This is a genomic window from Nocardia sp. GP40, assembly GCF_050434125.1.
In the GTDB taxonomy this organism is placed as follows: domain Bacteria; phylum Actinomycetota; class Actinomycetes; order Mycobacteriales; family Mycobacteriaceae; genus Nocardia; species Nocardia albiluteola.
In genome coordinates this window covers 207771-227805 of record NZ_JBNPVW010000001.1, presented here as the reverse complement: position 1 = coordinate 227805, position 20035 = coordinate 207771, and the positions used below count along the sequence as shown (strand labels likewise).

The 20035-nt window shown below is 69.7% G+C and carries 17 protein-coding genes and 1 riboswitch; of the genes, 9 read left to right on the top strand and 8 right to left on the bottom strand.

The window, feature by feature from the left end; translation table 11 throughout:
* The first annotated feature begins 1 nt into the window (after window position 1).
* Together ABH933_RS00995 and ABH933_RS00990 are read left to right on the top strand one after the other, a co-directional pair.
* Window positions 2-1084, top strand: a complete 1083-nt coding sequence (locus ABH933_RS00995) for a PHP domain-containing protein (RefSeq protein WP_429414005.1) — start codon at window positions 2-4, stop codon at window positions 1082-1084.
* Between the two features lie 152 nt (window positions 1085-1236).
* Window positions 1237-1713, top strand: a complete 477-nt coding sequence (locus ABH933_RS00990; RefSeq protein ID WP_215918695.1) for a DUF3060 domain-containing protein — start codon at window positions 1237-1239, stop codon at window positions 1711-1713.
* A 63-nt stretch (window positions 1714-1776) separates the two neighbouring features.
* Here the strand turns inward: ABH933_RS00990 and ABH933_RS00985 are convergent, their stop codons facing one another.
* Window positions 1777-2400: a LysE/ArgO family amino acid transporter gene (locus tag ABH933_RS00985; RefSeq protein ID WP_429414002.1), complete on the bottom strand. Its 624-nt coding sequence runs from the start codon at window positions 2398-2400 to the stop codon at window positions 1777-1779.
* A 71-nt stretch (window positions 2401-2471) separates the two neighbouring features.
* On the opposite strand from ABH933_RS00985, the gene ABH933_RS00980 reads away from it, so the two are divergent.
* Complete coding sequence (locus ABH933_RS00980; RefSeq protein WP_429413999.1) at window positions 2472-3377, top strand: LysR family transcriptional regulator ArgP; 906 nt, start codon at window positions 2472-2474, stop codon at window positions 3375-3377.
* A gap of 150 nt (window positions 3378-3527) precedes the next feature.
* Here the strand turns inward: ABH933_RS00980 and rsmD are convergent, their stop codons facing one another.
* Window positions 3528-4085, bottom strand: a complete 558-nt coding sequence (rsmD, locus tag ABH933_RS00975) for a 16S rRNA (guanine(966)-N(2))-methyltransferase RsmD (RefSeq protein WP_429413996.1) — start codon at window positions 4083-4085, stop codon at window positions 3528-3530.
* A 99-nt stretch (window positions 4086-4184) separates the two neighbouring features.
* Window positions 4185-7589: a pyruvate carboxylase gene (locus tag ABH933_RS00970; RefSeq protein ID WP_429413993.1), complete on the bottom strand. Its 3405-nt coding sequence runs from the start codon at window positions 7587-7589 to the stop codon at window positions 4185-4187.
* 218 nt (window positions 7590-7807) lie between these two features.
* A riboswitch (cobalamin riboswitch) is annotated at window positions 7808-8026 on the top strand.
* 122 nt (window positions 8027-8148) lie between these two features.
* On the opposite strand from ABH933_RS00970, the gene metE reads away from it, so the two are divergent.
* The 3 genes from metE (at window position 8149) to ABH933_RS00955 (ending at window position 12315) form a co-directional block, all read left to right on the top strand.
* Window positions 8149-10419, top strand: coding sequence for a 5-methyltetrahydropteroyltriglutamate--homocysteine S-methyltransferase (gene metE / locus ABH933_RS00965; RefSeq protein ID WP_429413990.1), 2271 nt, complete (start codon window positions 8149-8151; stop codon window positions 10417-10419).
* Between the two features lie 74 nt (window positions 10420-10493).
* A complete protein-coding gene (locus ABH933_RS00960) occupies window positions 10494-10670 on the top strand; it encodes a DUF1737 domain-containing protein (RefSeq protein ID WP_215918689.1) in 177 nt (58 codons plus the stop codon).
* A gap of 223 nt (window positions 10671-10893) precedes the next feature.
* Entirely contained in the window at window positions 10894-12315 is a 1422-nt protein-coding gene (locus ABH933_RS00955) for a short-chain fatty acyl-CoA regulator family protein (RefSeq protein WP_429413986.1), read from the top strand.
* A 194-nt stretch (window positions 12316-12509) separates the two neighbouring features.
* Here ABH933_RS00955 and ABH933_RS00950 read toward each other — a convergent pair whose 3' ends face one another.
* The gene (locus tag ABH933_RS00950; RefSeq protein ID WP_429413983.1) at window positions 12510-13421 is read right to left on the bottom strand and encodes an EamA family transporter; all 912 of its coding nucleotides are present in this window, start codon (window positions 13419-13421) and stop codon (window positions 12510-12512) included.
* 163 nt (window positions 13422-13584) lie between these two features.
* Here ABH933_RS00950 and ABH933_RS00945 point away from each other — a divergent pair, with 163 nt between their 5' ends.
* On the top strand, window positions 13585-13731 hold the full coding sequence (locus tag ABH933_RS00945; RefSeq protein ID WP_429413980.1) for a hypothetical protein: 147 nt from the start codon (window positions 13585-13587) through the stop codon (window positions 13729-13731).
* Window positions 13732-13741: 10 nt separating this feature from the next.
* On the opposite strand, the gene recG is transcribed toward ABH933_RS00945, so the two are convergent.
* Together recG and ABH933_RS00935 are read right to left on the bottom strand one after the other, a co-directional pair.
* Window positions 13742-16018: an ATP-dependent DNA helicase RecG gene (gene recG, locus ABH933_RS00940; protein WP_429413977.1), complete on the bottom strand. Its 2277-nt coding sequence runs from the start codon at window positions 16016-16018 to the stop codon at window positions 13742-13744.
* A gap of 2 nt (window positions 16019-16020) precedes the next feature.
* A complete protein-coding gene (locus tag ABH933_RS00935) occupies window positions 16021-17784 on the bottom strand; it encodes a DAK2 domain-containing protein (protein WP_429413974.1) in 1764 nt (587 codons plus the stop codon).
* 322 nt (window positions 17785-18106) lie between these two features.
* Between ABH933_RS00935 and rpmB the strand changes: the two genes are divergently transcribed.
* Window positions 18107-18298, top strand: a complete 192-nt coding sequence (gene rpmB / locus ABH933_RS00930; RefSeq protein WP_011210730.1) for a 50S ribosomal protein L28 — start codon at window positions 18107-18109, stop codon at window positions 18296-18298.
* Window positions 18299-18373: 75 nt separating this feature from the next.
* Entirely contained in the window at window positions 18374-18934 is a 561-nt protein-coding gene (locus ABH933_RS00925) for an N-acetyltransferase family protein (RefSeq protein ID WP_429413971.1), read from the top strand.
* A 10-nt stretch (window positions 18935-18944) separates the two neighbouring features.
* Here the strand turns inward: ABH933_RS00925 and ABH933_RS00920 are convergent, their stop codons facing one another.
* Window positions 18945-19211 (bottom strand): hypothetical protein, encoded by a 267-nt coding sequence (locus ABH933_RS00920; protein ID WP_429413968.1) that lies wholly within the window; start codon window positions 19209-19211, stop codon window positions 18945-18947.
* An 85-nt stretch (window positions 19212-19296) separates the two neighbouring features.
* Window positions 19297-19974 (bottom strand): uracil-DNA glycosylase, encoded by a 678-nt coding sequence (locus ABH933_RS00915; RefSeq protein WP_429413965.1) that lies wholly within the window; start codon window positions 19972-19974, stop codon window positions 19297-19299.
* Window positions 19975-20035 lie beyond the last annotated feature (61 nt).

Below are 20035 nucleotides of genomic sequence, written 5' to 3'. Positions count from 1 at the left end.
GATGGCGGAACAGGATCCGGTTGCGGCGCTGCGGGAGATCGCCTTCTGGATGGAACGCGATCGCGCGCAGTCACATCGGGTCAAGGCATACCGTCGGGCCGCCGATACCGTCGCGGCGCTGTCGAACCAGCGGTACGCGCAGTACACCGAAAGCGGTCAGTGGCAGGACATTCCGGGCATCGGGCCGAAGACGGCCGCGGTCATCGCGCAGGCGAGCGCCGGGCGGGTGCCCGATAAATTGACCGAATTGCGTTCGGCCGCAAAGCCGATCGCGCCGGAGGGGGCGGCACTGCGCAAGCTCCTGCGGGGCGATCTGCACACCCACTCGAACTGGTCGGATGGCGGCAGCCCGATCGAGGAGATGATGCGCACCGCCATGGCGCTGGGCCACGAATACTGTGCGCTGACCGATCATTCGCCGCGACTGACCGTCGCCAACGGCCTGTCCGCGGACCGGTTGCGCCGCCAGCTCGACGTGGTCGCCGAGCTCAACGCCGAGCTCGCGGCGCTTCCCCACCCCGCCGGCTCCGCAAGCTCCGCCGACTCACCATCCCCGCCGTTTCGGATCCTGACCGCGATCGAGGTCGACATCCTCGACGACGGCGCCCTGGATCAGCGCGCGGATCTGCTGGCCGAACTGGATATCGTTGTCGCCAGCGTGCATTCGCATCTGCGGGCCGACAGCGAGACGATGACCCGGCGCATGGTGTATGCGGTGGCGAACCCGAACGTCGACATCCTGGGCCACTGCACCGGGCGGCTGGTGGAGGGCGAGCGCGGCATCCGTCCGGAGTCGGAATTCGACGCCGAGGTGGTGTTCGAGGCGTGCCGTCGCTACGGGACCGCCGTCGAGATCAACAGCCGCCCCGAGCGGCGCGACCCACCCGGGCGCCTGATCCAGCTCGCGGTGGAGATCGGCTGCTACTTCTCCATCGATACCGACGCCCACGCCCCCGGACAACTGGACTGGCAGGGCTACGGCTGCGCCCGAGCCCTGGCCAACGGGGTCCCCGCCGAACGGGTCATCAACACCTGGCCGCTGGAGCAACTGCTGGCATTCGCGCGCGCCGAAGCGAGCGCCTGACGGTCGCTGTCCCCGGTGAGGTATCCGGCGGGCAAACCGCGAATTCGACAGGCGGACGCGGGATCCCCGACCGTGATGCGCGGGATGCTCCCGGCCGTCACGCGCGCTACGGCTATCGTTCTCTTGCCCCGCAACGACAGAACGGATCAAGTATGACCGCGAATTTCGCTCGCCGTATCCCCGCCGCCGCTGCCACCGCCGCGCTGATCGTCTTGACCGCCGGCGCTTTCGCCGCCGGCAGCGCGGCCGCCACGCCTCCGGCCGCGCCCGCCACGACCGCCGATCCCACGCCGGACCTCCCGTTCCCGGGCGGTGTCAGCGTCAGCCCCGACGGTATCGGTCTTCCCGGCGTGCAGCTGCAGTCGGACGGTTCGATGAACATCACGGGTGACAACGCGAACAAGGTCGTCGCGTGCGGCGGCAAGAACATCGGGATCGCGGGCAACAACAACACCCTCACCGTGACCGGAGGCTGCGGCATCGTCACCATCTCCGGGAGCGGCAACCACATCACCCTCGACTCGGCCGCGACCATCACCGTGACCGGCCAGAACAACAACGTCGCTTACCGTTCCGGCACTCCGCCGGTCAACAACAAGGGCGCCCACAACCTGGTCCACCGCGCCTGATCCACCGCCCCGGACCTGGTCGATACCGCCGGGTCCATCGGGGGCCGCCGGTACTGTTCCGGCTCAGTGCTTCAGCACGAGGACCAGGCCGAGGGTGAGCATGACGACTGCGACGGCGCAATCCAGTACACGCCAGGCGATCCGGCGGGCGAACAGCGGCCCCAGCAGTCTCGCGCCGAAGCCCAGCCCCGAGAACCACACGATGCTCCCGAGCATCGCCCCCGCGGCCAGGAACCACCGATTCGACCCCGCATAGGTGCTCGCGAACGAGCCGAGCAGAACCACGGTGTCGAGATAGACGTGCGGGTTCAGCCAGGTCAGGGCGAGGCAGGTGAGCACCGTGGCCCCGAGGGCCATGGACGCCTCGCCCGCCTCCCCGGCCAGCGTCGCCGGCGATAGCGCCCGCCGCGCCGCCAGCACCCCGTACCCGAGGAGAAATGCCGCCCCGGCGTACCGGGCCACCAGCAGCACCGCCGGGGCCGCGCGGACGACCGCGCCCAGCCCGGCCACCCCCGCGGCGATCAGGACCACATCGGACAGCGCGCACACCGCGACGACGGCCGTCACATGCTCCCCGCGAATCCCCTGCCGCAACACGAACGCGTTCTGCGCACCGATCACCACGATCAGCGACAGCCCGAACCCCAACCCCGACAGGGCCGCCAGCGCGGCCGATGCGACATCCATGCCCCCACGCTAAGGTCGCGTACCTGGTCAGACCAGCTAATCTTTTTCAAGCATCATTACAATTTCTTACTATGGACCTGCAGCTCGATCAGCTTCGCGCCCTGGACGCGGCGGTGGCCGAGGGGACGTTCGAGGCCGCCGCGCGGCACCTGCGCCTCACCCCATCGGCGGTCAGTCAGCGGATCAAGGCGCTCGAGGGGGCGGCCGGGCGCATCCTGCTGCAGCGCACGAAACCGGTGCGGCCCACCGAATCCGGGCTCGCGGTGCTGCGCCTGGCCCGTCAGATCGATCTGCTCACCGGCGACACGGCGCGCGAACTCGGCAGCCCGACAGGCGAATCCGACGAGCCTACCGGCGTCGACCATCCCGTGCGGATTCCGATCGCGGTCAATGCCGACTCGCTCGAGACCTGGGTGATGCCCGCCCTCGCCCGCGGCCCGGCGGGTGTGTGCTTCGAAATCCACCGGGAGGACGAGGAACACACGACACGACTGCTTCGCGACGGCACCGTGATGGCCGCCGTCACCGCCACCGCGCAGCCCGTGCAGGGCTGCCGGGTGCGACGGCTGGGCGCGATGCGATATCGGCCGATGGCCACGCCGGCATTCGCCCGCACCTGGTTCCCCGAGGGCACCACGGTCCGGGCGTTCGCCGCGGCGCCGGTGGTGATGTTCGACCGCAAGGACGATCTGCAGGATCGGCTGATGCGCCGCCGCACCCGCCGCCCGGTGAACCCGCCCCGGCACTACATCCCCGCCACCTCCGGGTACGCCGAGGCGGTACGGCTGGGCCTGGGCTGGGGCATGCTGCCCGAACAGCAGCTCGGCACCGGGCCGTACGCGCGGGACCTGATCCGCATCGACGACACGCTGCACGTGGACGTGGTGCTGTACTGGCAGCAGTGGCGGCTGGACTCCCCCGCGCTCACCGCCGTCGCGCAGACCATCGCCGCCACCGCGGCGACATCCCTGCGGTGAGGGCTGAGCAACGGAAGTCGTTGCGGCAAACATCCAGCCCACCGCCGGCCCCCCATCGGATGAGGCGTGTGTCGACTGCTGCGCTATGACCTCCACGGCCCGCTGCCGGGGTCGACCCCAGATCCGTGCGAATCGGCCGGCGACCAGGCGTCAGGGTTCGTAGTCGGCCAACTCGACGCGCGTCTCGCCGTACTTGCGCGGCTTCTGCGCGGAAAAGTGTGCGGGCCAATCGGTTTCGGCGGACCGCGTGGCCCGCTCGACGACGACCAGCGCGCCGGGATGCAGCCAGCCGTTCGCCACCAGCGACCGGAGATCGGCGGTGACCTCGGCCGCCTCCAGCGCGTACGGGGGATCGGACAGCACCAGATCGTACGGCTCGGCCGGTACCCCGGCAAGCACCGAAGACACTGTGCCCGTCCGCAATTCGCCGCCCGGAAGGCCGAGTTCGGCGATGTTGCCGCGCACCACCGCCGCGGCCTTGCGATCGGATTCGACCAGCAGTGCGTGAGATGCGCCGCGGGACAACGCCTCCAGCCCCAGGGCGCCGGACCCGGCATACAGGTCCAGCACCCGGATGCCGTCGAAATCCATTCGGGCACTGAGCATGCTGAACAGCGCCTCGCGCACCCGGTCCGACGTCGGCCGGGTCCCCGCGGGCGGCACCCGCAGGCGCCGCCCACCGGCGAGCCCGGCCACGATGCGGGTCACCGCGGCACTGCTTTCCCGCTCACGACTGCGCCTCGCTGGCGCTCGGCTCCGTCGTGCGCGCGGCGCACTGTGTCGATGGTTCGCTGCGCTGCGCTGCGCTCACTCGGCCGCGGTCTCGTTCAGGCGCACGTCCACGAGCAGATCCCCGCCCTCGACCTGCTGCACCTTGCCGATGGCGACGCGCGCGATCGTGCCCGCGCGCGGCGCGGTGATCGCGGCCTCCATCTTCATGGCCTCGATCGTGCCGATGGTGTCGCCCGCCGCGATAACGTCCCCCTCGGAGACGACGAGGGTCACCGCACCGGCGAACGGCGCGGCGATGTGGCCGCTGTTGGACTTGTCGGCCTTCTCCGCGGCCGGAACCTCGCTGGCGATCGAGCGGTCGCGGACCAGGATCGGGCGCAGCTGCCCGTTCAGGATGCACATCACCGTGCGCATGCCGCGCTCGTCCGGCTCGGAGATGGCCTCGAGCCCGATCAGCAGGGTGACGCCCTTCTCCAGCTGTACCCGGTGCTCCTCGCCGTGCCGCAGGCCGTAGAAGAACTGATTCGCCGACAGGCTGGAGGTGTCGCCGAATTTCTCACGGTGCTCGGCGAATTCGCGGGTGGGTCCGGGGAACAGCAGGCGGTTCAAGGTGTCCCGGCGCCGCGCCGAATCACCGTTCAGTCCCGCCTCGTCCTGGGCGGTCAGCTGGGTCTCGGGCTTGGCCGGGCCGCGCCCGGTCAGCGCACGGCTGCGGAACGGTTCGGGCCAGCCACCGGCCGGAGTGCCGAGCTCGCCGCGCAGGAATCCGACGACCGAGTCCGGAATGTCATAGCGGCCGGGGTCGGCGGCGAAGTCCGCGACGTCCACCCCGGAACCGACCAGCGACAGCGCCAGATCGCCGACCACCTTCGAGGACGGGGTCACCTTCACCAGACGGCCGAGCAGCCGGTCGGCCGCGGCGTACTTCGCCTCGACCTCCTCGAACCGGTCGCCCAGGCCCAGGGCGATGGCCTGCTGGCGCAGATTGGACAGCTGCCCGCCCGGAATCTCGTGCTCGTAGACGCGCCCGGTCGGGCCCGGCAGCCCGGACTCGAAGGGCGCGTAGCCCTTTCGCAACGCCTCCCAGTAGGGCTCGAGATCGCAGACATTCTGCAGATTCAGGCCGCTGTCGTGGGGTGAATGCGCCGCGGCGGCCACGATCGCCGAGAGCGGGGGCTGAGACGTGGTGCCCGCCATGGGCGCCGACGCACCGTCTACCGCGTCGGCCCCGGCCTGCCAGGCCGCCAGGTACGTCGCCAGCTGCCCGCCCGGGGTGTCGTGGGTGTGCACGTGCACAGGCAGATCGAAGTTCTCGCGCAGCGCGGTCACCAGGGTGTGCGCCGCGGGTGCGCGCAGCAGCCCGGCCATGTCCTTGATGCCGATGATGTGCGCGCCGGCCTCGACGATCTGCTCGGCCAGCTTCAGGTAGTAGTCCAGGGTGTACAGGTTCTCGTCCGGATTGGACAGATCCCCGGTGTAGCTCAGCGCCACCTCGGCCACGGCCGTGCCCGTCTCGCGCACCGCATCGATCGCCGGGCGCATCTGATCGACGTTGTTGAGCGCGTCGAAGATGCGGAAGATGTCGATCCCGGTCGCTGTCGCCTCGGAAACGAAAGCGCGCGTGACCTTTTCCGGGTACGGGGTGTAGCCGACCGTGTTGCGGCCACGCAGCAGCATCTGCAGGCAGATGTTCGGAATCGCCTCGCGCAGCGCGGCCAGGCGCTCCCAGGGATCCTCGTGCAGGAACCGCAGCGCCACATCGTAGGTCGCGCCGCCCCAGCATTCGATCGACAGCAGTTCGGGAGTCATCCGCGCGACGTGCCCGGCCACCTGCAGCAGGCTGTTGGTGCGCACGCGCGTGGCCAGCAGCGACTGGTGCGCGTCGCGGAAGGTGGTGTCGGTGACGGCGATTCCCCGCTGTTGCCGCAGGGCCTGCGCGAAACCCTCGGGGCCCGAACGCAACAGGCGCTGGCGGGACCCGTCCGGCGGCGGCACGGTCAGATCCAGCGCGGGCAGCTTGTCCTGCGGGTACACCGCGGTCGGTCGCTGGCCGTGCGGCTTGTTGACGGTGATATCGGCAAGGTAGGTGAGGATTTTGGTGCCGCGGTCCGCGGATCCGCGCTGGGTCAGGAGGTACGGGCGTTCATCGATGAACGAGGTGGTGATCCGCCCGGCCCGGAAGTCCGGATCGTCGAGCACCGCCTGCAGGAACGGAATATTGGTGGACACGCCGCGGATCCGGAATTCGGCGACCGCGCGCCGCGCCCGCGCCACCGCGGCGGTGAAATCCCTTCCGCGACAGGTGAGCTTGACCAGCATCGAATCGAAGTGGGCGCCGACCTCCGCGCCGAGGTTGGCCCCGCCGTCCAGGCGGATGCCGCTGCCGCCCGGACTGCGGTAGGCGGTGATGCGCCCGGTGTCGGGCCGGAATCCGTTGGCCGGGTCCTCGGTAGTGATCCGGCACTGCAGCGCCGCGCCCCGGATCGAGATCGAATCCTGGCTCAGGCCGAGTTCCTCCAGGCTCTCCCCGGCCGCGATCCGCAGCTGGGAGGCGACCAGGTCGACATCCGTGATCTCCTCGGTCACCGTGTGTTCCACCTGGATGCGCGGATTCATCTCGATGAACACGTGATTGCCGCGCTCGTCGAGCAGGAACTCCACCGTGCCGGCGCAGCTGTATCCGATCTGCCGGGCGAAGGCGACCGCGTCCGCGCAGATCCGTTCCCGCAGTGCCGGATCCAGATTCGGCGCGGGCGCGAGCTCGATCACCTTCTGATGGCGCCGCTGCAGCGAGCAGTCGCGTTCGAACAGATGGATGACGTTACCGCGGCCGTCGGCAAGGATCTGCACCTCGATGTGCCTGGGATTGATCACCGCCTGCTCGAGGAACACCGTCGCATCGCCGAACGCCGATTCGGCCTCGCGCATCGCGGCCTCGACCGCCTCGCGCAGCTGGGCCCGATCGGCGACCCGGCGCATGCCGCGCCCGCCGCCGCCCGCGACGGCTTTGACGAAGACCGGAAACTCCATCTCCTCGGCCGCGGCCAGCAGCTCCGGCACGTCCGCCGAGGGCGCGCTGGAGTTCAGCACCGGCAGTCCGGCCGCCCGGGCGGCGGCGATCGCGCGTGCCTTGTTGCCGGTCAGCTCGAGCACGTGGGCCGAGGGGCCGATGAACGTGATGCCCTCGGCGGCGCACGCCGCGGCCAGGTCCGGGTTCTCCGACAGGAAGCCGTACCCGGGATAGATCGCATCGGCACCGGCGGTCTTGGCCGCCTTGATGATCTCCTCGATCGACAGGTAGGCCCGGACCGGGTGTCCAGGGACGCCGATCTGATACGCCTCGTCGGCCTTGGTCCGGTGCACCGAGTTGCGGTCCTCGTAGGGAAATACCGCGACGGTCCCTACTCCGAGTTCGTAGGCGGCACGGAACGCACGAATGGCGATTTCCCCGCGGTTGGCGACCAGCACTTTGGAGAACATTCGATAAAGGTACATGCCGGTGAGCAGGCCTTGCGAATTCGAATGGAGTTCGCAAAATCCTAACAACGGCAGGTGGGGAACTGCGAAGTTTGCGTAATCCGGACGAAACTCGACGGCTCGGTCGTCGGCCTGTGCGCGAATGTGGACGCATCGCGGATCGCCTATGCTTGACAACGCAGCTGGTTCGCTGCACCGGCGAGTTGGAGCCCCGAGCGTCGTGCGGCAGCGTCGAACCCGGTCCCTCAGGGCCGGGTGAGAGGGAACCCGGTGGGAATCCGGGACTGTCCCGCAGCGGTATGCAGGAACGACCGCCGTCATCAGCACTGGGTGCACACCTGGGAAGCGACGGCCAGTAGGACACACCCCGGCACGACCGGGGTGCGCTCGTCAAGGCGGCGCCTGTAAGTCCGAAGACCTGCCCGCTGTGCCGGATACGCCGTATCCGGCGGCCACCGCCTCGTGGATCGGGCGGGCGGACCCCGGTGCATCACACACACACTCTGGGCTCCGTCTGCGCATATACGGCGGTGACCGTGGCTACCAGCACTGGAGCAATTCCATGACTGTCATTCCGCACACACCGTTCACCGCGACGGTCCCCGGCATTCCGCGAATCGGGCCGCGGCGCGAGCTCAAGCGGGCGATCGAGGGCTACTGGGCGGGCCGCCTCACCGCGGATGAACTGCACGCCGTGGCCGGTGGCCTGCGTGCCGACCAGCTGCGCGCCCTGCATGCCGCGGGACTCGACTCGGTGCCGATCGGCACCTTCTCGTACTACGACCAGATGCTCGACACGGCGGTCCTGCTCGGCGCGCTGCCGCCCCGGGTCGCGGGCATCGCCGACCCACTGGACCGCTACTTCGCGGCGGCGCGTGGCACCGATGGCATCGAACCGCTCGAGATGACCAAGTGGTTCGACACCAACTACCACTACCTGGTGCCCGAGATCGGCGCGGACACCGCATTCACCCTGCACCCCGAGAAGGTGCTCGGCGAGCTGCGCGAGGCGCGGGAGCTCGGCATCCCGGCCCGTCCGGTGATCATCGGCCCGGTGACATTCCTGAAGCTGGCCAAGGGAATCGACAGCGCGGCGCCCCTGGCCAGGTTGGCGGAGCTGCTGCCGTTGTACCGAGAACTGCTGGGGCAGCTGGCCGCCGCGGACGCGCAGTGGGTCCAGATCGACGAGCCGGTGCTGGTCACCGATCTCACCGACGAGGAGATCGTGCTCGTCCGGAACACCTATGCGGACCTGGCTTCCGCGCCGACGCGGCCCGCACTGCTGGTCGCGACGTACTTCGGACGACCGGGCCCGGCGCTCGAGGTGCTGGCCGGGACCGGCATCGAGGGCATCGCACTCGACTTCGTCTCGGGCACAACCGTTTCCGACGTGACCTCGATCCCGGCGCTGGCGAACAAGCTGCTGGTGGCGGGCGTGGTGGACGGGCGCAACGTGTGGCGCACCGACCTCGACGACGCGCTCGCCACGCTGGGCACCCTGCAGGGCGCGTCCGGCTCGCTGGCTGTCTCGAGCTCCAGTTCGCTACTGCACGTACCGTATTCGCTCGAGCCCGAGGCCGAGCTGGACCCGGCGCTGCGCTCGTGGCTCGCCTTCGGCGCCGAGAAGGTCCGCGAGGTACAGCTGCTCGCCCGGGCGCTGAGGGAGGGCACCGAGGCCATCACCGACGAGCTGACCACCGCCCGCACCGCGGCCCGGAGCCGCCGCGACGACCCGCGCCTGCACGTGGGCACCGTCCGCGCCCGCCTGGCGGCCCTGGGCCCGGACGCCGAACATCGCGCCCCGGCCGAGGAACGCCGTGCGCTGCAACGTGATCGGCTGCACCTACCGCTGCTGCCGACCACGACCATCGGCTCCTATCCGCAGACCACCGCCATCCGCAAGGCGCGGGCGGCGCTGCGCGCCGGGGAGATCACCGAGGCGCAGTATCGCGAGCAGATGCGCGCGGAGATCACCGATGTGGTTGCGCTGCAGGAGAAGCTGGGACTGGACGTGCTGGTGCACGGCGAACCCGAGCGCAACGACATGGTGCAGTACTTCGCCGAGCAGCTCGACGGATTCGCCGCTACCGCGAACGGCTGGGTGCAGTCCTACGGCACCCGCTGCGTGCGCCCGCCCATCCTGTTCGGCGACGTGGTGCGCCGGGAACCCATGACCGTGGAATGGATCTCGTACGCACAGTCGCTCACCGACAAGCCGGTCAAGGGCATGCTGACCGGGCCGGTGACCATTCTGGCGTGGTCGTTCGTGCGCGATGATCAGCCGCTGGCGGATTCGGCTCGCCAAGTGGCCCTTGCCATCCGGGACGAGACCGTCGATCTGCAGACCGCGGGCATCCGCATCGTCCAGGTCGACGAGCCCGCCCTGCGGGAGCTGCTGCCGCTGCGCGCGGAGGCCAAGCCGGACTACCTGAACTGGTCGGTGGCCGCGTTCCGGTTGTCCACCAGCGGAGTATCGGATGCCACGCAGATCCACACGCATCTGTGCTACTCCGAATTCGGTGAGGTCATCGACGCGATCACGGCGCTGGACGCCGATGTCGCCTCGATCGAGGCGGCGCGCTCGCACATGGAGGTGCTGGACGATCTGAACTCGGCCGGATTCGATCTGGGCGTCGGACCGGGCGTCTACGACATCCATTCGCCCCGGGTACCGACCGTGGAGGAGATCAGTGCCGCGCTGCGGTCCGCCCTGAAAGCCGTTCCGGCCGAACGGCTCTGGGTGAACCCCGACTGCGGGCTGAAGACCCGCGGGCCGGTCGAGGTGGAAGAGTCGCTGCGCAACATGGTCGCCGCCGCGCACAGCGTGCGCTGAGCTCTGGCGAATGAGGTGGCCTGCCCGGCTTCGGCCGGACGGGCCGCCGTCGCACCGGGGCTACCCTCGAACTCATGACCACTCCGGAACCCCTGCGCTACCGCCTGATCACCGGCCCTGACGACGCCACCTTCTGCCAGCGCATCAGTGCCCTGCTGGACGAGGGCTACCGGCTCCACGGCTCGCCGTCGGTGACCTTCGACGGCACGACCGTCATCGCCGCCCAGGCGGTGATCCTCGACCCGCGCTAGGCGTACCTCCGCATTCGCTCTCAGTCGGCTATCTCCCGGAAACTCCCCAGGGAGCGGATGGTGACCGCGGCACCTCACCTCTGACCCGCTCCCGGTGAAATGATCATCCTTCGCACAGTACGCACCGGTAACAGGGCCCGCGGTACCTCGCAGTAGCAGATTTTTTTCCGGCAATCCGCGAGGGAACTGCAATGATTGCGAAGGCCTGCAGTACCATCTGCGAGTGCGCAAGATGTATGCGGGTGCCCGACTACGGCGGTTGCGCGAGGAACGTCGGATGACCCAGGCGGCCCTGGCCAAGTCCCTCGAGCTGTCCCCCAGCTACCTCAACCAGCTCGAGCGCGATCAACGCCCGCTCACCATTCCGGTACTGCTGAAACTGAATTCGACGTTCGATCTCGATGTGCAGTTCTTCGCGGCGGACTCGGACGCCCGGCTGGTCTCGGACCTGCACGAGGTGCTGGTGGAGGCCGGCGGCGGCACCGCACCCCCCGCCGCGGAGGTCGAGGACCTGGCCACCCGCCTGCCCGAGGTGGCCAAGACGATCGTGGCCATGCACCGCCGGCTGCGCGCGGCCACCGATCAGCTGGACCTGCTGTCCTCCAAGGTCGCGACCCCGACGGGCGCCCCCGGCGTGCCCATGCCGTACGAGGACGTGCGCGACTTCTTCTACGACCATCACAACCACATCCCCCAGCTCGATCTGGCCGCCGAGCAGCTGTTCGAGGAGTCCGGCCTGACCATCGGCTCGCTGGACCGCCAGCTGGCCCGCGTCGCCGAGGAGCGCGCCCGGGTGACGGTGCTGGTCCGCGGCGACGGCGCAGATCCGGCCATCCCCAAGCGCCAGTACGATCCCGAGACCCGCACCCTGACCCTGGCCCGGCGGCTACGCCCCGGGCAGCGCGCCTTCCAGATCGCCACCACGCTGGCGTTCCTGCTGTATGGGCGGCTGCTGGACGAGGTGCTGGGCGGGACCCCGTCGCTGTCCGGCGAATCGCGCGCGCTGGCCCGGGTCGGGCTGGCGAACTATTTCGCGGGGGCGCTGGTGCTGCCGTACGGAAAGTTCCTGCGCTCGGCCGAGGAGTTGCGGTACGACATCGACCTGCTCTCGCTGCGCTTCGAGGTGGGCTTCGAGACCGTCTGCCATCGCCTCAGCACGATGCAGCGGCAGGGCCAGCGCGGGGTGCCGTTCTTCTTCGTGCGCACCGATCGCGCCGGGAACATCTCCAAACGCCAGTCCGCCACGGCATTCCACTTCTCCCGGGTCGGCGGCAGCTGCCCGCTGTGGGTGGTGCACGAGGCGTTCGCGAATCCGGGCCGGGTGCTGACCCAGGTCGCCTCGATGCCCGATGGTCGCCGCTACCTGTGGGTCGCTCGCACCACCAACCCCGCGCCCCGCGGGTTCAACACGGCCACCAAGGAATTCGCGATCGGGCTGGGCTGCGATATCGAGTACGCCGACCGCCTGGTGTACTCCAGTGGACTACAACTCGACGACCCGGCAGCCGCGGTCCCCATCGGCGCGGGCTGCAAGGTGTGCGATCGCTCCTCCTGCCCCCAGCGGGCATTTCCGCAGATCGGACGTCCGCTGGCCGTCACCGAGACGTCATCGGTCGACCTGCCGTACCCCCACGCCGTGCGCTGAGCGCACCCATCCATCGGCCCGAGGGCCCGCCCGTCCCTGGGACTCGACGGCGGGTATCGGCCCCGCGCCAACCCCTACTGACTTCGTCCCGGACGTCTTCATCGGGGAAGCCGAGAACGATCAGCCCCTCGATGACGGATTCCATTGCCGCTGTTGCCATGTGGCGATGGTCGACACGAGGACCGACAATTCCGCTAGGGCTCGGCGCGGCCGGTCCGGGTCGCGCCCGCGGACGCGGCCACCACGCACGCGATTCCCGCCCACTCCGCCGGATTCATCGCCTGCCCCAGCACGATCAGCCCGGCGACGGTCGCGACGGCGGGCTCGAGGCTCATCAGCACCCCGAACACGCGCGGCGGAATCCGGCGTAGCGCCTCGAGTTCCACCGAATAGGGCAGCACCGAGGACAGCATCGCGACCCCGAATCCGGTCACCAGCACCACCGGATGCAGCAGTGCCGCGCCCGCCCCAGCAATGCCGATCGGGGCCGTGAGCACGCCACCGAACGCCATCGCCAGAGCCAATCCGCCACCGCCGCTGGTCTTTTCGCCGAGTTTCGCACTGAGCAGGATGTAGCCCGCCCAGCAGGCCGCCGCGCACAGCGCAAGCACCACGCCCGTCCACGGCACCGTCCCGGCCGAGCGGGTCAGCAGCAGCACCCCGCCCCCGGCCAGCACCGCCCAGACGGGATCGATCCACCGCAGGGACCCGGCCAGCGCCACCGCGAGCGGGCCGAGGAATTCGATGGTCACGGCCATGCCCAGCGGAATGCGGGAGATCGCCTCGTAGAAGGACAGGTTCATCAGCGCCAGCACCGCACCGTAGCCCAGCACGACGGGCAGCGCCCGCCACCCGATCCGCAGCGAGGACCGCCAGAACACCAGCAGGACGACCCCGGCGAAGCCCAGGCGCAGGCTCACCGCACCGGCGGGTCCGGTCGCGGCGAACAGCTCGGTGGCCAGCGCGGCACCGAGCTGCACGCTGACGATCCCGGCCAGCACCAGCAGCGTGGGCGGCACCCCGCCGATCCCCTGCCGCACCGGCAGCCGCGAGAACACCTGCGGCCACGAGACTCTCCGCGCCCGCCCGAAATCGATCGCGACCACCGGCACACCTCCACTGTCTCCGCGGCCTCCTCACACAACCGCCGGTCCTGCCTCCCGAGCAGCATCCCACCCGGCACCGACACAATTCCAATCGGAAGAGGCGTCAGGACACAACGCCACATGCGGCTCGCGCCTTCCCGGTCCAGCGTCATCGAGCAGGACCGTGCCGATCACCCATCCGGCACGGAAGCAGGCGCTGACCGACCTCTGCTCCCGGTTCGAGTGGGCGGCCGACTCCGACGTCGCATCCGCGGCGACCGAACAGATCGCGGCCGAGCAAGCCGCGGCCACCAGGGGTATGGGCTGGTAGCCGGGCACACCTATGACTTGGCCAGGTACTCCAGGCGTTCGCCGTCGACTGCGGCCCGCATCATCGTGGCCAGGCCCGGATGCTTCTCCAGTGTCGGATCGGCCTCGACGACCTCGCGGGCGAGCTGCTGGGCGGCGGTGATCACCTCGAGGTCGTCCAGCAGCGACAGCAGGCGCAGGCTGCGGGCCGTGCCGGACTGGGCCGCGCCGAGCACATCGCCCTCGCGGCGCTGCCGCAGGTCCAGCACCGACAGCTCGAAGCCGTCCAGGGTTCCCGCGACGGCCTCCAGACGGGCCATCGCGCCGCCCATCGGCGAGGTCTCGGTGATCAGCAGGCACAGGCCCGGATGCTTGCCGCGCCCGACCCGCCCGCGCAGCTGGTGCAGCTGGCTGACCCCGAAACGGTCCGCGTCGACGATGGCCATGACCGTCGCATTGGGCACATCGACGCCGACCTCGACGACGGTGGTGCAGACCAGCACGTCGATCTCGCCGTCGTTGAACGCGCGCATCACCGCGTCCTTCTCGTCACCGGGCAGGCGGCCGTGCAGCAGCCCGACCCGCAGACCGGCCAGCGCCCCCGCGCTCAGCGTCTCGAAGACGTCCCGTGCGGCATGCGTGGCCGGCCCCTCCTTCTCCTCCTCGGCTTTCGCCTTGCGGCCCTTGCCCTTCGCGGCCGGGTTCTCGTCCTCGTCGTCGCCGATGCGCGAGCACACCACGTACGCCTGGCGCCCGGCCTCGACCTCCTCCCGGATCCGCTCCCACGCCCGATCCACCCAGCTCGGATGCGTCTTGGCGGGGACCACCCGGGTGGTGATGGGCGAGCGTCCTCGCGGCAGCTCGGTCAGCGTGGAGGTCTCGAGATCGCCGAGCGTGGTCATGGCTATCGTGCGCGGAATCGGGGTCGCGGTCATCACCAGCAGATGCGGGCTCATCCCCTGCTTGGCCTTGACGCGCAACGCATCCCGCTGCTCGACGCCGAACCGGTGCTGCTCGTCCACGATCACCATGCCCAGGTCGTAGAACTCGACGGAGTCCTGGATCAGCGCATGGGTGCCGATCACGATGCCCGCCTCGCCGGTCACCGCGTCCAGCAGTGCGGCCTTCTTCGTGCTCGCCGACATCGAGCCGGTCACCAGGACCACCTTGGTGGCGTTGTCCGCCGCACCCAGCTCACCGGCGGTACCCAGATCGCCGAGCATGCCGCGCAGCGATCGGTAATGCTGGGCGGCAAGCACTTCGGTCGGCGCCAGCAGCGCGCACTGCTGTCCGGCGTCGACGACCTGCAGCATCGCGTGCAGCGCAACGATCGTCTTGCCGGATCCGACCTCGCCCTGCAGCAGCCGGTGCATCGGATGGGCGCCCGAGAGATCCTCGGAGATCTCGCCGATCACCTGCCGTTGCCCGGCGGTCAGCTCGAACGGCAGCCGCTTGTCGAAATCCGTTGCGATGCCGTCGGTCCGGGGCGGGCACGGCCGGGCCGCGCGCCCCTCGGCGTCGTGGCGGCGCTCGGCCAGCACCAGCTGCAGTGCCATCGCCTCGTCGAAACGCAGACGCTCCCTTGCCTGTTCGATATCGGACTTGCTCTCGGGCAGGTGGATCAGCCGCAGCGCATCGGAGACCGCGAGCAGCCCTCGATCCTCGCGAAGATGCTGCGGCAGTGGATCATCGATCGGATCGAGCTGGTCCAGCACCTGCCGCACGCAGGCGAGCACATCCCAGCTCTGCACCTTGGCCGTGGCCGGGTAGACCGGCACGTATTCGCGCTCGAAGAACGAAACGTCCACGCCCCCGTCGCCTTTGGCGCTGCGGGCCAGCCCTCGCAGGTCGCCGCTGCCGCGCACCGCGGTGAGATTCTCCACCGTCTCCCCTGCCTCCGGCAGGATCAGGTACGAGGGATGCGACAGATTCCAGCGGTCCGGCCGCCACCAGTGCACGGTGCCCGACATCATCGCCCGCACACCCTGTTTGACCAGATAGCTCACCTTGTCGCCGTTGAAGAAGGTGATATCGACGGGTTTGGCCGAGCCGGCGTCGAGCTCCACCTTCAACAGCCGCCCGCGGCGGTTCTTCATCGGCCGCAGTTCGGTCTTGGTCACCGTGCCGACCACCGTGAGGTGCGCACCCTCCTCGGGGGCCTCCTCGGTCAGCGGCTGGCCCTGGGTGACGTAGCGCAGGGGGTAGTGGCGCAGCAGATCCTCGACGGTGTGCATGTCGAAGGCGTCGGCCAGCGGTTCGGCGGCCTTGACCCCGAGCACGTGGTCCAGGCGGTCCCGCAGTGTCGCCATCGCTACTCAACCCCGATCTGCACCAGATCCACGGGCTGGCCGCCGGCATAGGCGACGACCTCGACCCCGGGAAATATCGCTGTGATGTGTTCGGTCAGCTCGTCGCCGAGCCCCTCGGGCGCCCGCGCGCCCAGCAGCAGGGTGACCAGTTCCCCGCCCAGACCGAGCATCCGATCGAGCAGGGTGGCCGCCGCCGCGTGCGGATCCGGATCGATGACGACCACGTCGTTGCCGACCAGCCCCAGACCATCTCCGCGATTGCAGGTGCCCACGATGGTCAGCGCCCGCTCCGGCGCGATACGCAGTGCGCCCCATCGCGTTCCGGCGGCCGCCTCGGACATGGCGAAGGCGTCGTCGACGGCGATCCGGGCGGCGTCGTGCACCGCCAGCGCCGAAAGTCCCTGCACCATCGACCCGCTCGGCAGCATCAGCACCTCGCGCGGGCGCACCCCGGCGGTGCCGCGGCGCGCGGCGACACCCACGGCGACCAGTTCGTGCGCGGCCAGGGCGCCGTTGGGCAGCACCAGCACCTCGCGCTGAGGCATCCGCCGGATCGCCGACAGCAGCGCCTCGGCGGTGACCTCGCCGTCCAGCACGGCCGCGCCCGCGTCCTCGAACAGCCGCGCGGCCCCGGCGCCCGCGGCCACCGCGAGGATGCCGCGATCGGGAGCGCCCTGTGCGGCAAACGGATTCACCGCGAGGCCCTCGATGCGGATGTGGCTCAGGCTCCCCGCGGCGAGCCCGGCCTCCACGGCCGCACCGGCATCGGCGCAGTGCACGTGCGCCGACCACATGCCCTCCCCGTCGCCCACGACGACGACCGAGTCACCCAGCCGCGCAAGGTGATCGCGCAACGTTCCGATGCGTCGTTCGTCCGTGCCGGACAGCAGGTACATGACCTCGTATTGTGGCCGCGAGATTTCGTCCGGAGGGCCCGCAATGGAGCCACTGTGCCGGTCCGTTACGCCGAGTCCTGATGCGACGACCGGTATTCCGTGTCTTTCCGGGCGCGGGTCGGCACTCTCGGGTGGGGCCACCTCGACGACGCGCGAGGTATCGTCACCGACCTCTGTGCTCGCTCCGCCGCGGGCTCCCCGGCCCCGGCCCCTCGGTGCCTCGTACACCTGCCGGACCGGCGAATGGCCGATGATCACCGTGACCAACTCGTCCAACAGCACCAGTAACCCACGCGCTCCCGCGTCCACCACTCCCGCATCCCGCAGCACCCCCAGCTGCGAGGGCGTATCACCCAGCGCCTTGACCGCGCCGTCGGCCGCGGCCAGCGCCACCTCGGCCAGCGTGTGCTCCGAGCAGTCCGCCGCCTGGTCCGCGGCGGCCTCGAGCACGCTGAGCATGGTGCCCTCGACCGGCACGCTCAGCGCCTCCCGCACCAGTACCGCGGCCCGCCGCAGCGCATCGCGAAGGGTCCGCGCGGTCAGGGGTCCGTTCTCGACGGCCTCGGCCAACCCGCGCAGCACCTGCGACAGAATGATCCCGGAGTTACCCCGGGCACCGCCCGTCGCCGCCCGGGCCATGGCCGTGGCCACGACGCTCGGCAATCTCTCCGGGTTCGGCACGGCCCCGGCCGCATCGACCGCGGCACGCATGGTGGCCAGCAGGTTGGTGCCGGTATCGGCATCGGCTACGGGGAAGACGTTCAGCGCATTGATCTCGTCACGGTGACGTTCCAAACCCGCCAGGCACAGCTGCCCCCAGCGCACGAGCGCAGCTCCATCGAGCACCTCCCGGACCCCGGGCACCGTCACCGTCCCTTCCTCTATATATGTGTCACCACGTCGACCTCGGCGAGCAATGCCCAGATCCCCCCGCCAGCCTAATCAACGGCACCGACAGTCCGTCGCGACGGACTGGTTCCCGGCTATGACCCAGCACACCGGGCCGGGCCCGCCGCGGCCGCGATTGGACATCGATCGCCGCCGACGGCTACTCTTGCAGGGTTGCCTCGCGCGGCCGTAGATTCGGCTGCGCTCGCCAGCGGTCTCGCGGGCAGGCATTGTTGACACGTTTCCGGACAGGCCGTCCCCACGGGGGCAGCGGTCCCCACATGACATGAAGGAGCTCGCGACTATGGCTGCCGTCTGCGACGTCTGCGCCAAGGGCCCCGGCTTCGGTAAGTCGGTTTCGCACTCGCACCGGCGCACCAACCGTCGCTGGAACCCGAACATCCAGACCGTTCGTGCGCAGGTCGCGCCCGGCAACACCCGCCGGATGAACGTCTGCACCTCCTGCCTGAAGGCGGGCAAGGTCGTTCGCGGCTGAGCTGCGCACCCTGTTCAACAGCGCCCCGGCACCCGCAAGGGTGATCCGGGGCGTTCTCGTAGCTGGGACAGGCCGATGACGACTCCCTCGCACCCTTGGCGGATCGTCCCGCTCACCGCCGAACACACCCGCGGCCTCGCCGAATGCCATATCGCGTGCTGGCGCGAGGCATACCGGGGACTGGTCCCCGATCACGTGCTGGACGCCTTCGACGTCGAACGCCGCGCGCAGCAGTGGGAACGCATCCGGGCACAGGATCCGGAACCGATCCACATCGCTCTGCTCCACGACGAGACGGTCGTCGGCTTCGCGGGCTCGGGCCCCTCCCGCGACGACCCTCCGGTTGCCGCCCGCGAACTACGCGCGATGTACGTGCGCGCCGCCTGGTACGGCACCGGCCTCGCCGACGACCTGATGCGCGCGGCAATTCCGGGCATCTCCCGATCCGGGCGAAATGTTGTCGGGACAGCGGAAAGGCCCGGGCCCGTCCCGTCCACCCACTCCCTGTGGGTGTTCGAGGAGAATCCCCGGGCCCAGGCCTTCTATCGCGCCTACGGTTTCGAACTCGACGGCACCCGCAGAGCGGAGCGGTTCTCCCCCTCGGTCGAGGTTCGCATGATCCGCCGGGCCGAGTGAGCGGCCGAACCTACCTCGCCCCGCCGATGCACTGCACGTTGGCGCTGATGCTCTGCAGCGCGCACAGCCCGAAGGCATTCACCTGCGAGGACAACGACGCCGAACCCGTCTGCGGGTCGTAGAGCTCGAAGACCGGGCCGCCCTGCTGGGTATTCGCCGCCGGGACCGGGGCCTTTACCAGCGGAATGCTCCTGGCCTGGGCCGCCGCCGGCGCACCCAGGACTGCGGCTCCGGCGGCAACGGCCACGATGGCACCGCGCACGGACTTGATCTGCATACAACTGCTCCTATTTCCTGTTTCCTGGCAGCGAGTATTGGCCCCGACGCCACCCACTGCAATTTCGCTCGAACTCCCGCACCGGTCAGGGCAGTCGCCAATCGACCGGGGCGGCCCCCAATGTACCGAGCAATTCGTTGGTACGGGAGAACGGCTTCGATCCGAAGAATCCCCGGGAGGCCGACAGCGGTGAGGGATGGGCGGATTCGATGTACGGCACGCTGCCCAGCATCGGCTTGAGGGTGGACGCGTCGCGGCCCCACAGGATCGCCACGAGCGGCTGGTCCCGGGCCACCAGTGCGCGAATCGCCTGCTCGGTCACCGCCTCCCAGCCCTTGCCCCGATGCGAGCCGGCCTCCCGGGGTTGCACGGTCAGTACTCGGTTCAGCATCAGCACCCCCTGGTCCGACCACGGCGACAGGTCGCCGCAGGACGGCGTGGGGTATCCCAGATCCTTGGAGTACTCGGAGAAGATGTTCGCCAGGCTGCGGGGCACCGGCGAAACATCCGGAGCCACCGAGAAACTCAGGCCCACAGCGTGTCCCGGCGTCGGATAGGGGTCCTGACCGACGATCAGCACCCGCACCTTGTCCAGCGGCCGCTGGAACGCGCGCAGCACGTTCTCCCCCTTCGGCAGATACCCGCGCCCGGCCTCGTTCTCCGCGCGCAGGAACTCGCCCATGGCGGTGATGCGGTCGGCGACCGGCGCCAGCGCCTCGGCCCAGCCCGTATCGATGATCTCCGGCAATGTTTTTGCGCCCATGCCGGAAGAACTTAGCGTGGCCGATCTCACCGCGACAGCTGGCCCTGAGTTCACCGGTGGC